Annotated in this window: 11 protein-coding genes; 4 read left to right on the top strand and 7 right to left on the bottom strand. The window is 65.2% G+C overall.

Features of this window, described 5'->3' with window-relative positions; all coding sequences use genetic code 11:
- Nucleotides 1–11: 11 nt before the first annotated feature.
- Nucleotides 12–572: a carboxymuconolactone decarboxylase family protein gene (locus IF10I1_RS13090; RefSeq protein ID WP_244284706.1), complete on the top strand. Its 561-nt coding sequence runs from the start codon at nt 12–14 to the stop codon at nt 570–572.
- A gap of 89 nt (nt 573–661) precedes the next feature.
- Here IF10I1_RS13090 and IF10I1_RS13085 read toward each other — a convergent pair whose 3' ends face one another.
- From IF10I1_RS13085 to IF10I1_RS13060, 6 genes are all read right to left on the bottom strand, one after another.
- Entirely contained in the window at nt 662–3,079 is a 2,418-nt protein-coding gene (locus tag IF10I1_RS13085; RefSeq protein ID WP_186414938.1) for an aminotransferase class III-fold pyridoxal phosphate-dependent enzyme, read from the bottom strand.
- A gap of 184 nt (nt 3,080–3,263) precedes the next feature.
- A complete protein-coding gene (locus tag IF10I1_RS13080; protein WP_186393020.1) occupies nt 3,264–4,067 on the bottom strand; it encodes an ABC transporter permease in 804 nt (267 codons plus the stop codon).
- Between the two features lie 2 nt (nt 4,068–4,069).
- Nucleotides 4,070–4,960 carry an ABC transporter permease gene (locus IF10I1_RS13075; RefSeq protein ID WP_244284707.1) on the bottom strand — a complete coding sequence of 297 codons (891 nt, stop codon included), beginning with the start codon at nt 4,958–4,960 and terminating at the stop codon, nt 4,070–4,072.
- 5 nt (nt 4,961–4,965) lie between these two features.
- A complete protein-coding gene (locus tag IF10I1_RS13070) occupies nt 4,966–6,045 on the bottom strand; it encodes an ABC transporter ATP-binding protein (protein WP_186393021.1) in 1,080 nt (359 codons plus the stop codon).
- Nucleotides 6,046–6,067: 22 nt separating this feature from the next.
- Entirely contained in the window at nt 6,068–7,171 is a 1,104-nt protein-coding gene (locus IF10I1_RS13065) for a polyamine ABC transporter substrate-binding protein (protein WP_208977143.1), read from the bottom strand.
- Nucleotides 7,172–7,450: 279 nt separating this feature from the next.
- Nucleotides 7,451–8,350, bottom strand: a complete 900-nt coding sequence (locus IF10I1_RS13060) for a LysR family transcriptional regulator (RefSeq protein ID WP_186393022.1) — start codon at nt 8,348–8,350, stop codon at nt 7,451–7,453.
- A 234-nt stretch (nt 8,351–8,584) separates the two neighbouring features.
- Here IF10I1_RS13060 and IF10I1_RS13055 point away from each other — a divergent pair, with 234 nt between their 5' ends.
- From IF10I1_RS13055 to IF10I1_RS13045, 3 genes are all read left to right on the top strand, one after another.
- Entirely contained in the window at nt 8,585–9,691 is a 1,107-nt protein-coding gene (locus IF10I1_RS13055; RefSeq protein WP_186393023.1) for a PotD/PotF family extracellular solute-binding protein, read from the top strand.
- Between the two features lie 150 nt (nt 9,692–9,841).
- Entirely contained in the window at nt 9,842–11,512 is a 1,671-nt protein-coding gene (locus IF10I1_RS13050; RefSeq protein WP_186393024.1) for an amidohydrolase, read from the top strand.
- A 158-nt stretch (nt 11,513–11,670) separates the two neighbouring features.
- Complete coding sequence (locus IF10I1_RS13045) at nt 11,671–12,519, top strand: transporter substrate-binding domain-containing protein (protein WP_186393025.1); 849 nt, start codon at nt 11,671–11,673, stop codon at nt 12,517–12,519.
- Nucleotides 12,520–12,585: 66 nt separating this feature from the next.
- Here the strand turns inward: IF10I1_RS13045 and ggt are convergent, their stop codons facing one another.
- Nucleotides 12,586–14,181: a gamma-glutamyltransferase gene (ggt, locus tag IF10I1_RS13040; protein ID WP_186393026.1), complete on the bottom strand. Its 1,596-nt coding sequence runs from the start codon at nt 14,179–14,181 to the stop codon at nt 12,586–12,588.
- Between the last annotated feature and the right edge of the window lie 28 nt (nt 14,182–14,209).

Genomic DNA, 14,209 nt, shown 5'->3' with positions numbered 1-14,209 from the left:
GGAGGAAGATCTTGGAATTGCATCCGATCGAGGATAAGGACTGGCCGGCATCGCTGGAAGAGGTGAGAGACACCTTCGCCGGGCGGCTCAACGTTTACCGCGTCATGGCCCATCATCCCGCGCTGCTTGCGGCCTGGGCGCCGCTGCGGGAGCATGTCGTCCTGAAAGGAGCCCTCGGCAAGCAGCGCAGTGAGATCGTCATCCTGCGCACGGGCGTCAGGACAGGCTCCTCCTATGAATGGGCGCATCACGTCAGCCGCGGCCGGGCCTGCGGCATCTCAGATGCGCGCCTTGCGTCCATCGCAGGCCCATTGGACGAAATGGAGCCCGGCGACCGGATCCTTTGCGCCGCCGTCGACGAGCTTTTCGCCCGTCACCGCCTCCCGCCCGCCCTTCAGGAAGAGGTTGTCCAGCTGGCCGGAACAGATGGCCTTCTGGACCTGATGGCGACAGTGGGTTTCTACACGGTGCTCGGCTTCATTCTGGGCAGCTTCAATGTCCCGCTTGAACCCGAAATCACGGAGGAACTTGCCAAAAACCCGCTCCCGGCCGGTGTCTCCCGAACGCCGTGAGGCTGGCGCCTTCCGCCCGTTACCGGGCCGGGCTGCAGAACGCCCCGAAATCATAGGGCATGGAGACAGCGCACGCGCCGCAGACGGGTTCAGTCAGCCTTGCGCAGTCCGGCGGGCACCTGTTGCAGCGCGCTGTCCAGCGCCTGCAGGCAGATCGCGGCATCGGCGGCGCTGAACACCAGCGGCGGCCTGATCTTGATGATGTTGCCGAGCGGCCCCGTCGAGGACACCAGAACGCCGGATGATTTCATGTGCTCGCGCACCCAGCGTGCCGCCAGCTTTGCGGGCGCCTTCGTCTCCCGGCTGGTGACCAGCTCCACACCGAGGAAAAGGCCGCGCCCCTGAATGTGGCCGATCAACTCATGGCGCGCCTGCATCTCCTCAAGGCCCGCCTTGAGGATCTCCCCGCTCCGCCTTGCGTTGCCTTGCAGGTCCTCGCCCCACAGCACGTCGAGACAGGCATTGGCCACCACGGAGGAAACGGTGTTGCCGCCGAAGGTGTTGAAGTAGCCCCCTGCCGTCTGCAGCCTTGCGGCAATCTCGCGCCGGGTGACAAGGGCTGCGACCGGGTGGCCGTTGCCCATGGGCTTGCCCATGGTGACGATGTCCGGCTCCACATCAAAGGCCTGGAAGCCCCACATGTGGGTGCCGGAGCGGGCAAAGCCCATCTGCACCTCGTCGGCAATCGTCAGCGCGCCTTGGCGGCGGGCGGCGGCATAGACCTGCTGCATGTAGCCATCCGGCGGCACGAGGGCCCCGTTCGCATCGAAGATCGAGTCGATCATCAGCCCGGCCAGCCCCTTGCCGTTCTGCGCCAGCCTGTCCGCCGCATCATCGAGATGAGCGGCATATTTCGCTGCGGCATCGTTGTCGCCCTGGCGGTAGAGGCCCCGGTAGAGGCCCCTGTAAAGGTTTGGCGGCGGCACGGTTTCCACCCACGCCGGGCGGCTTTCCGTGTCATAGTCGATCAGCGACAGCGGCGCGCTGACAGAGGTGTTGCCGTGATAGCTGTTTTCGGTGACGGCGATGCCTTCCTTGCCCGTCACCGCCCGTGCCATGCGCACGGCAAGGTCATTGGCTTCCGATCCGGTGCAGACGAAGATCCACGTGTCCAGATGCGGCGGCAGGGTCTGCGACAGGCGCTCGCCCAGCCGCACGACTTCCTTGTGCAGGTAGCGCGAGTTGGTGTTGAGCGTCGCCGCCTGCCGCGCCAGAGCCTCCACCACATAGGGGTGGCAGTGCCCGAGATTGGCGACATTGTTGTAGCAGTCGAGATATTCCTTGCCCGCCGCATCATAGACCCGGGAGCCCCGGCCCCGCACCAGTTCCAGTGGCTCGTTGTAGAAGGTGTAGGTCTTGCCGAGCACGGCCTCACGCTGTTGCAGCAGGGCCGGCGCCGGGCTTGCGCCGGTGGCGGCGGCAGGCAGGCTGACCGGCACGACGGAGGGCAGGATGCCGGCGGCAAAATCCGCCGCGCTCACCTTGGACAAGCGCTCGATCGCGCTCATGTAAAGCGGCTGCAGATCATCCAGCGGCACGCCGGAGCCGCTGGCGGCGGACTGATAGGAGACGATGCCCACCTGCAGCAGCAGCCGGGCCAGCACCAGATCGCGCAGCAGGGCCAGATCTTCGGCGGCCAGCGGCATGTGGCGCTGATAGCCGCGCGCCAGGCAGCTTGCGGCGAACACCGGGTCAGCACTCCAGTGGATCAGCGAGGCAATGGTCACCGCCAGATCCTGGGCCACAGGCCCGTAGACCATGTCTCCGAAGTCGATGATGCCCGCAACACGGAACGCCGGTTCAAACGCGGCGAGAATGTTGGACTCGTGAAAGTCGTTGTAGATCACCTGCCCGCGCAGCCGTGGCAGGGCCCCGCTCAGGCTGGCCTCCAGCTCCGGCAGAAGCGCGGCCGCCGTGGGGCGGATGCGGGCGGGCATGTGGTCCAGCAGGCCGGCGGCCAGAACCGCCGCGCTTCTGAGGTCCCAGGGCATGCGGTCCGGCGCGCCCCGGCCATGGAAGCCCTGCAACGCGCGCGCCAGGCGCCCGCTCATGGCGCCGAGGGCGATCAGCTCCGGCGCGCCAAGCGTCCGCTGCTCCGCCGCAATGGCGTCGAGCAGGATCTGCCCCGGCAGGAAGGTGAGGACGCGCAGCACATGGTCTTTTCCGCCCGCCCCGGCAATCGTGGCCATGGGCGCGCCCGCAAGGGTCCGCACCACGCGCGGCACGGGCAGGTCCGGGTCCATCCGGGCAATATGGTCCAGCGCCTCGATCTGGAACGCAAGGCTCCCGGCCGGCTCCTGCAGAGAGGCAATCTTGATCACGAACTGCACCCCCTCCGCGCTGGTCAGGCGGAAATTCTGCTCCCGCTCGCCGCCCAGCCGGCGCCATTCGCCGGTAAGGCCATAGACCGCCGCCACCCGCGCGCTGACAAGGTCAAGGGGAAGCTCCGGTGCGCCGATGCTGGCGAGCAGAGCATCAAGGGAGGTCTGCGTGGGCTGTGTCTGCATATGCACCGGACTACCTCGCGTTCTGGACGGAAAGACCCCTGACAGGCGGAGGCCGTTTCAACGTGAGCCTTGGGATGGCCGCCGCAGGCCGGAGCATGGGCGGAATATTCTAATGCGGAACAGGCGCGGATGGGAGCAGGGCCGGAATATCTCACTCCGGCCCCCGGAACAACCGCGCCCGGCGTCAGCGCCCGCCGGCCCCTGCCCCACCCCACCGCGAGACGGCAGCAGCAGCCAGAAGCCCGGAGGCGACGATGCCGAGGATCATCGTCGAAACGGCGTTGATCTCGGGTGTGACGCCGAACTTGATCTGGGAATAGATCTTCATCGGCAATGTGGAGGCGCCCGGCCCGGTCGTGAAGGTCGAGATGACGAGGTCATCCAGCGACAGGGTGAAGGACAGCAGCCAGGCCGATGCCAGGGCCGGAATGATGTTCGGCAGCGCCACCTTGATGAAGGCGGTGACGGGCGGGCAGCCCAGATCCCGCGCCGCTTCCTCCAGCGACGGATCCAGGCTGCCAAGGCGCGATTGCAGCACCACGGCCGCAAAACACATGGTGAAGGTGGCATGGGCCAGCGTGATCGTCAGCGGCCCGCGGTCGATGCCAAGGGCGACGAACATCAGCAGCATCGACACACCCAGCACCACCTCCGGCATCACCATCGGGGCGGTCAGGAGGCCGGTGAAGACCTTTCTGCCGCGAAACCGCCGGACGCGCACCATGACCAGCGCCGCAAGCAGCCCCAGAAAGGTTGCCAGCGTGGCCGAGACAGCCGCCACCGTGAAGCTGACACGGGCACCGTCAAGCAGGGCTGCGTTGGACAGGGCAGCGCCATACCATTGGGTTGAGAACCCTCCCCAGACGGTCACGAGCTTCGACTTGTTGAAGCTGAACACGATGAGGATCAGGATCGGCACATAGAGGAACGCCATGACCGCAAGGATCGACAGCCGGTTGAACCAGCTAGGACCGGGTGACTGACTCATGGTTAAACCCTCACCTTGGAAATCCGGGACTGCAACAGGGTGACCGGGATCACGAGCAGCAGCACCAGCAGCACGGTGACAGCCGCAGCGACGGGCCAGTCGCGGTTGTTGAAGAACTCGATCCAGATCGTCCGGCCGATCATCTGCGTGTCAGCGCCGCCAAGAAGATCGGGCACGACGAACTCGCCCACCACCGGAATGAAGACCAGCGCGCAGCCGGCCGCAACGCCCGGCAGGCTGAGCGGAAAGGTGACACGCCAGAAGGAGGAGAAGCGGCTGCAGCCAAGGTCGCGCGCTGCCTCGAGCAGCGACGGGTCGCGGTCCGAAAGGCTGGAGTAGACCGGCAGAACCATGAAGGGCAGATAGGTGTAGATGATGCCGATGTAGACGGCCGTCTGGGTGTGCAGGATCTGCAGCGGGTGCGAGATCAGCCCGAGCGCGAGAAGTCCGCTGTTCAGCAGGCCGTCATTGCTGAGGATGGCCATCCACGCATAGACGCGGATCAGCAGCGAACTCCAGAACGGCACGATCACCAGAAACAGCAGAACCGAGCGCCACGGACGCCTGCAGCAGGAGATGCCATAGGCCAGCGGGTAGGCGAGCAGGAACGTGAGGAAGGTCGCAACCGCTGCCGTCTTGAGACTGTTCAGATAGGCTCTCGCATAGAGCCCGTCCCGCAGGACAAACTGGAAATTCTCGAAGTTGAGGCTGATCGACAGCAGGGCGCCATCCCAGGTGAAGAGCGGCTCGTAGGGCGGCATGCCGGCGCGGGTCGAGGACAGCGCAATGGCCAGCACGAGAAGGGCCGGCAGCAGAAACATGATGCCGAGCCAGACGAAGGGCGGGAGGACCAGAAGCCTCTCGCCGGGACGGAACATTTGCCTTGCGATCATCCCGGTCACTCCGCAAGAAGATGGGCGGCACCGTCCGCCCACCGGGCAACGACCGCCTCACCGGTGGCGAAATCATCGCTTCCGCTGTTCACCCGCAGCGCGTCGAGCGTGCCGTTCGTGGCCAGCCGGACGCGGTAACGCCGCTGGGCGCCCATGCAGGTGATGTCCTCGACGACGCCGGGCACACCGGGACCGGAGGACGCAAGTTCGACGCGCTCCGGCCGGACCGACAGCCACAGGGGGCCGTCCAGGGGCACGCCTGCCGGAAGCCTTGCGCGGAAATGCCCCTCGAACCCGGCAAGCGTCAGGTCTGCCTGCCCGCTGGCGGCGCCGTGGGCCGCACTGGCGCCGGCCACCTCGAAGATGTTGGCCTCCCCGAGGAACTTCGCCACATAGCGCGAGACCGGGTCTTCATAGACCGTTCCCGGCGTTCCAATCTGAAGCACGCGGCCCGCCTGCATGATGGCGATGCGGGACGACATCGTCATGGCTTCCTGCTGGTCGTGGGTGACGATGATGAAGGTCAGCCCCAGTTCCTTCTGCAGGCGGACCAGCTCGTCCTGGGTCTCGGTTCGCAGGTTCTTGTCGAGCGCGCCCAGCGGTTCGTCGAGCAGCAGGATCTTCGGCCGCTTGACGAGGGCACGCGCCAGCGCCACGCGCTGCCTCTGGCCGCCGGACAGCTGCGACGGCTTTCTCCCCAGCAGCGGTTCCAGCTGCAGCTTGCGGACGGCATCGTCCAGACGGCGGGCGATTTCGGCCCCCGGCAGACGGTCCTGCACCAGACCGAAAACGATGTTCCTGGCCACGGTGAGATGCGGGAACAGCGCGTAGGACTGGAACATCATGTTCGTCGGGCGCTTTTCCGGCGCAAGCCCGGTCACATCGGCATCGTCCAGCGTCACGGTTCCAGATGTCGGGGTTTCGAATCCCGCGATCATGCGCAGAAGCGTCGATTTCCCGCAGCCGGACGGGCCCAGCAGGGAGAAGAACTCCCCCTGGCCCACGTCCAGCGACACACCATTGACGGCGAAGAAATTGCCGAAGGCCTTGCTGAGGCCTTCGACTTTCAGAAACGGCTTTTCCATATCGTGCCCCTCACCGGGATCTTCAGTTGCCAGCGCGGAAGGCGGTCCAGATCCGGGTCCGCTCCCGGTTCTGGCGGGGCGGCAGGGATCTGTCGCCGAACAGCTTTTCCTGAACTTCCGAGGGCGGATAGATGTTGGGGTCCTGCGTGATCGCCTCGTCCACCAGCGGCGTTGCCTGGGCGTTCGCATTGGCGAGGAACACGGCGTTGCTGATTTCGGCAACCACCTTGGGATCGAGAATGTAGTCGATGAACTCCAGCGCCTGATCCACATTGGCCGCACCGGCCGGAATGGCCATCGTGTCGAAGGAGACGATCGTGCCTTCCCTGGGCAGCGCGTAGCGGATGTCCTGTCCCGTCCCGGCTTCCACCGCACGGGCGGCGGCAATCCCCGTGTCACCGCTCCACATCACCGCGAGGCAGAGCTGCCCCGAGGCCATGTCGGCGATCAGCTTGCCGCTCTGCATGTGGCGGATGTTGGGACGCAGCGCCATCAGCAGATCCTGCGCTTTCTGCAGGTCTTCCGGCTTGGAGGAATAGGGATCAAGACCGAGGTAGTTCAGCGCCATCGGGATGATCTCGTTCGGCGCATCGACGATGCCGATGCCGCAATCCGCGAACTTTGCGGCCACCTCGGGATCAAAGACCATGGCCAGACTGCCGACAGGCGCATCTGGAAGGCGCTCCTCGATCATGGCCTTGTTGTAGGCCACCCCTGTGGTCAGCCACATGTAGGGCACCAGATAGGTGTTGCCCGCGTCATGTTCGCCCAGCAGCTTCAGCAGCTCGGGGTCCAGCGCGCCGTAGTTCTTCAGCTTGCTCTTGTCGATGGGCTGCAGGGCACCAGCCGTGATCAGCCGCTCCCCCACCGTCGCGCTGGGGAACACCACATCAAACCCGCTGCCGCCCGCCAGAAGCCGGGTTTCGAGGATTTCGAGCGAGTCGAAGTAGTCCACGCGGGTATCAATCCCCGTCGTTGCAGCGAAGCCGGAGATCGTGTCCGGCGCAAAATAGTCCGAAAAATTGTATACGAAGACCTGTCTGGTCTGCGCCATGGCCATGGATGGCAGCAGACAGCCCGCAAGAAGCAGGGCCCGGCCCAGATTTCCGGTCGTGTTCTTTCCCATAGGTGCGTTCCCCTCACCTTTGATTGCAGGATTTCCGCTTCCGGACGTGCCGGCAGCTGCCCCGGCCAAACCGGACGCTTGCCTCCCCTGCTCTGCGGCAGGGTGAGATGTGCGGCATCATCAAAAACGGGGAGAGGCCCGGCCTGTGCGGCACAGCGGACAGGACGCCTGCGGAAGGCTTGAAGCAGCCCGCAACCGGCCATGTCCCCTCTTTGCAACGGACGGTAGGACCGCCGCGCCTATGGGAAAATACCAATCGGGGAACCGGTACATTGAGATTTACAAATGTAAGCCGTGCGCATTCAGGATTGCTTCGGCAACATAGTTCACGTTGGCGGCCTGCTCGCCCGAACGCCTGGCGAGCTCGATATCCGCGAAATAGGTCTCTTCCTGCAGCGGTAGACGCCGCAGCCGCTGCTGGCTGGCAAATGTCTGGGCGTAGTGGACCGGCAGCACACCCAGATAGGCGCCTGACAGCACCAGAAGCATTTCGGCCTCGATGTCATAGGCCACACGGTGCTTCACCGGATCGCCGAAACGCTGCCCCCTGAGCCCGTTCCAGTAGCCGCGATGCACCCACGGATAGTCATAGCAGTCGGCAATCGTGAAGGCATCGCCGGGCAGCGCGAACAGGGGATGGCCCACCCCGCAATAGAGGGCATTTTCCTCCCGGTAGAGCAGCCGGCAGGTGAGGCCCGCGACCTTGATGTCCGAGCCGCCTATGCCAAGATCAATCTCGTTCGAGGCAACGGCCTTTGTAATATCGTTCGGCCGCATGATCCTGAGATTGAGCTCGATCTCGGGCGCCGCACGGGAAATGGCCGCGATGGCCCCGGCCATCTGCAGGGAAGGGTCGGTCGAAAGGCAGTCCACGACGCCGACGCTGACCTTGCCGGCAAGAGCACTGCGCAGGCAGGACAGGCGCGCGGAGCCTGCATCGAGCATCCCCGTCATTTCCACGCTGATCTCGTAGACCCGCCGCCCCTCATGGGTGAGCGAAAAGCCGCGCCGTCCGCGCTCGCACAGCTTGACGCCGATGCGCTGCTCCAGAGCCGTCAGATGGTTCGAGATCGTGGGCTGGCTGAGGGACAGCTCCATCTGGGCAGCCGAAATGCCGCCGTTGCGGACCACGCATTCAAACACGCGAAGCAGGTGAAGGTCTGAACCCGATATCTTCATGGACACAGAATGCACCAAATGCTCGCGGCGGCAAACTGCCATGCCCGGGCGCCACGGCCGGGCACCCTGCCCCAAGGATGGGGATGGGGATGGGGATGGGCAAGACCTTAACTGAGCACCGCAGCGGTGGAAGTTCGGGAATTGCCGAAGTGACCCTCCCCATATTCTTGTGTAATGACCCGGCCCGATCCGCCAGCATCCCCTTTAATCAAGCCTAAAAAAGAGGGGAACTTCATGACAAACGACAGCAATTCTGGCCTTTCCTTCCGCCGGCGCACCCTGCTGAAAGGCCTTTCGGGCCTCGCTCTGGCGCCCATGATCACCGGCTTCCCCAACATCTTGCGCGCCCAGGAAAAGAAGCTGCGCATCGGCGTTTATGGGGGCTATTTCAAGGACACGTTTGACGCCGAGATCTTCCCGGACTTTACGGCAGACACGGGCATCGCGGTCGAAAGCGTCGGCGAGCCGACCGGAGAAGTGTGGCTCATCCAGCTTGAGCAGGCCGCACGGGCCGGGCGCTCGCCGGTGGACATCTCGATGATGGCGGGCGTGCCCGTCATCCGCGGCGCCAACAGCGGCCTGTGGGCGCCGCTCGACCCGGCCAGGATGCCCAACCTCAAACACATCAAGCCGGAGCTGGTGCAGCGCGACGCGAAGGAGCAGATCGCCGCCATCGGCGCCGTGGGCTGGTACATCACGCTGGTCACCAACACGGATGTCTATCCGGAAGAGCCCAAGTCCTGGGCGGACATGTGGGACCCGAAATACAAGGACAGCCTCGGCCTCCTTGCCAATGTCGGCAACTCCTATCTGCTGGAAGTGGCGGCCAAGGTCTATTTCGGCGGCATCAGCCATCTGGACACGGACGAGGGCATCCGCGAGGCCTGCGCCAAGGTGGCCGAGCTGAAGCCCAACGTGCGGCTGTGGTACCGCGACGAGGCCCAGTTCGAGCAGGCGCTGAAGTCCGGCGAAATCCCGATGGGCCAGTATTTCCATGACGTCACGCGCCTTGCCGTGCGGGACGGCTTCCCCGTGCGCTCGACCATGCCGGTCGAAGGCGGCATCTATGACTACGGCAGCTGGGCCGTGACCAAGGCGGCGGCCTCATCGCTCGACCTTGCCTATGTCTACATGGATTACATGTCCCAGCCCTCGATCCAGTCCAAGCTCGCCCGCAAACTCGGCAGCGCGCCGGTCGTGGACCGGTCGGTCACGGACCTCACCGACGAGGAATTCGATGCCGTCTCCTCGACCATCGATCCGGTGCGGCCGCATTACGAGATGCAGGCTCTCAAGACCGACTTCATCAACCAGATCTGGACCGAGATGCAGCAGAGCTGAAGGCCCTGACGGGCAAGGCGAAGCAGCCGCCGGAGGGGGCAGGCGCGCAACAGGCGCCTGCCCCGAAACGGTGTCTGGCCCCATCTTTGGCCCCACTCTCTGTACCAGTCTCTCTCCGGGCACTTTTCATCATCCTTTCAGAGGACCAGCATGACCGCTTCTGCAGAAATGATCGTCACCAACGGGCGTATCCTGTCGATGAACCCGGACCAGCCCGAGGCTGAGGCGGTTGCCATTGCCGGCGGGCGCGTGCTGGCCATCGGCAGCGCCAGCGGGATCGCCGCCTACAGAACCCCGGCCACGCAGGTGATCGACGCGGGCGGCGCTTCCGTGACGCCCGGCATGAACGAAAGCCACATCCACATTTTCGGCGGATCGGGCGAGCTGGACCAGCTCTCGCTGTTCGCCATCAAGGGCTTTGACGCGGTGAAGGCGGCCATTCAGGCCTATGCCGCCGCACGGCCGGACGATCCGCTGCTGCTTGCCAATGGCTGCGATTACACCATTCTGGGGGAAGACCGGAACGTTGACCGGCATGCGCTGGACGCGATGATTGCTGACCGGCCTCTGGCCGTGATGGCGCCCGATCACCACACGGTCTGGGCGAACACCCTCGCCCTCACCAGGGCCGGGCTTCTGCAAGGGCGGGCGCTGCCCCCCGGCAACGAGATCGTGATGGGCAGCGATGGTCTGGCCACCGGCGAGCTGCGCGAGCATTATGCCTTTGATGACGTGATTGCCCTTGGCGCCATCGGCGGGCGCGACATGCTGGGCCTCAGCACCGGGGACGAACCCCATCCGGCGCCGGGCCCTGCCGAACGGGCCTATGACCGCGAGCTTCTCAAGCGCGGGCTGCAGCATCTGGCCGCCCATGGCATCACCAGCTTCCAGAACATGGATGGCAACCGCTATCAGCTGGAGCTTCTCGCCGAGATCGAGGCCGAGGGCGGCCTCATCTGCCGCGGGCGCATCCCGCTGCACTACACCGGCGGGGACATTGCCGCGCAGATGGACAAGGCCGCGCAGATGAATGCGGATTTCCAGGGCGAGTGGCTGAACTCGGGCACCGTCAAGATGTTCATGGACGGCGTGCTGGATTCCCACACGGCGCTGATGTGGGATGACTATGCCGACCGTCCGGGCTGGAAGGGCGAGCCCCGCTTCGATCAGGAGACCTTCGACCGCGTCTGCGTGGAAGCGGACAAGCGGGGGCTTCAGATCGCCGTTCACGCCATCGGCGACGGCGCCGTCGCCAGGACCATCGATGGCTATGCCGCCGCCGTGTCCAGCAACGGCCGCCGCGACAGCCGCCACAGGATCGAGCATCTGGAAGTCATCCGCGCCTCCGATCTGAAGCGGATGGCCGACATGAAGCTCATTGCCTCCATGCAGCCGACCGTGCCGCCCGGACAGATGGGCCTGCCGCTGGAGCCGACCCTGTCGCGCATCGGCCGCGGCAACTGGGCCCGGTCCTTTGCCTGGCGGGCGGTGCGCGATGCGGGCATCGACCTGATCCTCTCGACGGACTGGCCGGTTTCGCCCGTGTCTCCCATGCTGTCGATGCACTCGGCCATGACGCGCAAGCCCTGGAGCGATGATCTTCCGGACAACCGGCAGACGCTGATGGAGGTTCTGGATGCCTACACGGTGCGCGCGGCCTATGCCGAGTTCGCCGAGGGCTGGAAAGGCATGCTGAAGCCGGGCTTCGTTGCCGATCTCGTCATCTGGGACCGCGACCTCGTGGCCATCGAGGCCGAAGAGATGGCGGATGTGACACCGCGTTACACCATCTGCGGAGGCCGGATCACCTATGCCGCATAAGGCCGGCGGCTGAAAAGCCGCCCCTCCTTATGAGTCGAGTTTCTTTCGGGTTCTGGCCGGTCCTGTGCACCGGCCAGTCACAGGGTCCCGAGCCGGGGGGAACATCCGGCCGGAACAGGGGAACGCCGTCCTGGACGGCACACTTGAAGAGGAAAGCCATGAACATCATCCGTATGAGCGCATTCGCACTTATCTCCACGGTTACCCTTGGCTCGGCCGCTCTGGCGCAAGACCCGCCGAAGGAAATCACGATTGCAACGGAAGGCGCTTACGCACCCTGGAACTTCACCACCCCGGACGGCAAGCCAGCGGGCCTCGAGATCGATCTGGCCAACGACCTTTGCGCCCGCATGCAGGTCAAATGCACCATCGTGATGCAGAACTGGGATGGCCTCATTCCCTCGCTGCAGGTCGGCAAGTTCGACGTCATCATGGCGGGCATGTTCATCACGCCCAAGCGCCTGGAAACCATCGACTTCACCCAGCCCTATGCGGTGGATCCGGCCAGCTTTGCCGTTGCGAAGGACAGTGAGCTTGGCAAGCTCGGGCTTTCGGAGGAGAAGTTCCGGCTTGAGGACGAGGCCGCATCCAAGGCCGCCATCGACGGGCTCAAGCCCATGCTGAAAGGCAAGGTCATCGGCGTGCAGGCGGCAACGACCATGCAGGATTTCCTCAAGACCTATTTCGCCGATACGGTCGAGATCCGCGAGTACAAGACGACCGAGCAGCATGACCTTGATCTGGCCGCCGGCCGCATTGACGGGATCTTCGCGCAGCAGACGGCCCTTGCCACCACCTTGAACCGTCCGGAATTTTCGGACTTCACCCTGGCAGGCCCGGGCTTCGTCGGCGGGATCTTCGGCATGGGCACGGGCGCCGGCCTGCGCAAGACGGACACCAAGCTCAAGGAAATGATGAATGCCGCGCTTGACGCGGCCATTGCAGACGGCACCATCAAGCGGATCTCCGAACAGTGGGTCGGAACCGACGTGACGCCCGTCAAGTAATCGCAGGGCCAGAACGCTTGCGGCCGGGGCAGACGCTGCCCCGGCCGCTTTTTTTATGGCGCCGGATCAATACCCCAGCGCAATGCCATCCTTGCGCGGCTCCGACGCCCCCGTCAGCGTGCCGGTGTCCCAGCCGATGCGCACGGCCTGGGCGCCGCCGATCGGATCTTCGGCAGGAACGATCTCGAAGCCCCGGCGGGCCAGCTCCGCCAGCGTCTCCGGCGCCACCGTATGCTCCGCCTCGACACGGGGCTCCGCGCCGCCCACGGGGATGAGGCGCGGCAGGTCCATCGCCTCCTGCATGTCCATGCCGTAGTCGATCACCTTGGAAATCAGATGGGCGTGGCCCATGGCCTGATAATAGCCGCCCATCACGCCGAAGGACATTTCGGTGCGGCCGTCCCGCGTCACCATGCCCGGAATGATCGTATGCAGCGGGCGCTTTTGCGGCGCGATCATGTTCGGGTGGCCCCGCTTCAGCGAGAAGCTCTGGCCGCGATTGTGCAGGATGACGCCCGACCGGGGCGCCACAAGGCCGGTGCCGAAACAGTCGAAGATCGAGTTGATGAAGCTCACCGCATTGCGGTCCTCATCGATGATCGAGATATAGACCGTGTCCCGGTGCAGCGGCATCTCGAAGTCCGGCAATCCGGTGAGCGCGCGCGTCAGGTCGATCCTGTCCGCCAGCCCGCGTGCGAACTCCGGCGACAGCAGTTCGCTGACCGGCACATCCGCCTTGGCCGGATCGGCGATCCACGCATCACGCGCGGCATAGGCAAGGCGCGTGGCCTCGATCTCCAGATGCAGCCGGTCCGCAGACTGCGGCGGCAGGCTGGCATCGAAGCACGACAGGATGTTGAGGATCAGCAGGGCGATGATGCCCTGGCCGTTGGGCGGGCACTCGTGGATGGTGTAGCCCCGGAAGGTGGTGGTCACCGGGGTCACATACTCGCCCCCCGCCTCAGCGAAATCCTCCAGCGTGTGCAGGCCGCCGTGGGCGTTGAGATGGGCCACCATGTCTTCGGCCACCGGCCCCTTGTAGAAGCCGTCGCGCCCCTCGGCGGCGATGCGGGCAAGGGTTGCGGCAAGCTGCGGCTGGCGGTGCACCTCGCCGGTGCGCGGCGCGCGGCCGCCGGGCAGGAAAATCTCCGCAGCCGCCTTGTCTGCGGCAAGCAGCTTCTCCTCCTTCTGCCAGTCGCGGTGAACACGGGGGCTCACCGCATAGCCTTCCGATGCGTAGCGGATGGCCGGAGCCAGCACATCGGACAGGGGCAGGCGGCCGTGGTCGGCGTTCAGCCGGGTCCAGGCATCGATGGCACCGGGAATGGTGACGGCGGAGGCGGACTGGCGCGGCACTTCGGTGAGGCCGCGTTCCTCGAACCAGTCCACCGTCAGCGCCTTGGGCGTGCGGCCGGAGCCGTTGTAGGCGATGACTTCATCGCCGCCCTTCGGGGCATAAAGCACGAAACAGTCACCGCCGATGCCGGTGGAGCCCGGCTCCACCACGCATTGCACGGCGCAGGCGGCAATGGCCGCATCCATGGCATTGCCGCCGGCCCTCAGGATGTCGAGCGCCGCGAGCGTGGCATAGGGGTGGGACGTTGCCGCCATGGCCCTGGCCGACACCGCAGCCGATCGCGACGGCTTCTCGAAATTGCGCATTCCTTCAGGTCTCCTCATTGGTTTCCGG

Source organism: Pannonibacter sp. I15F10I1 (assembly GCF_900185665.1).
GTDB classification, from domain to species: domain Bacteria; phylum Pseudomonadota; class Alphaproteobacteria; order Rhizobiales; family Stappiaceae; genus Pannonibacter; species Pannonibacter indicus.
The sequence above is the reverse complement of the archived record's forward strand: the minus strand, read 5'-3'. Positions and strand labels throughout refer to the sequence as shown.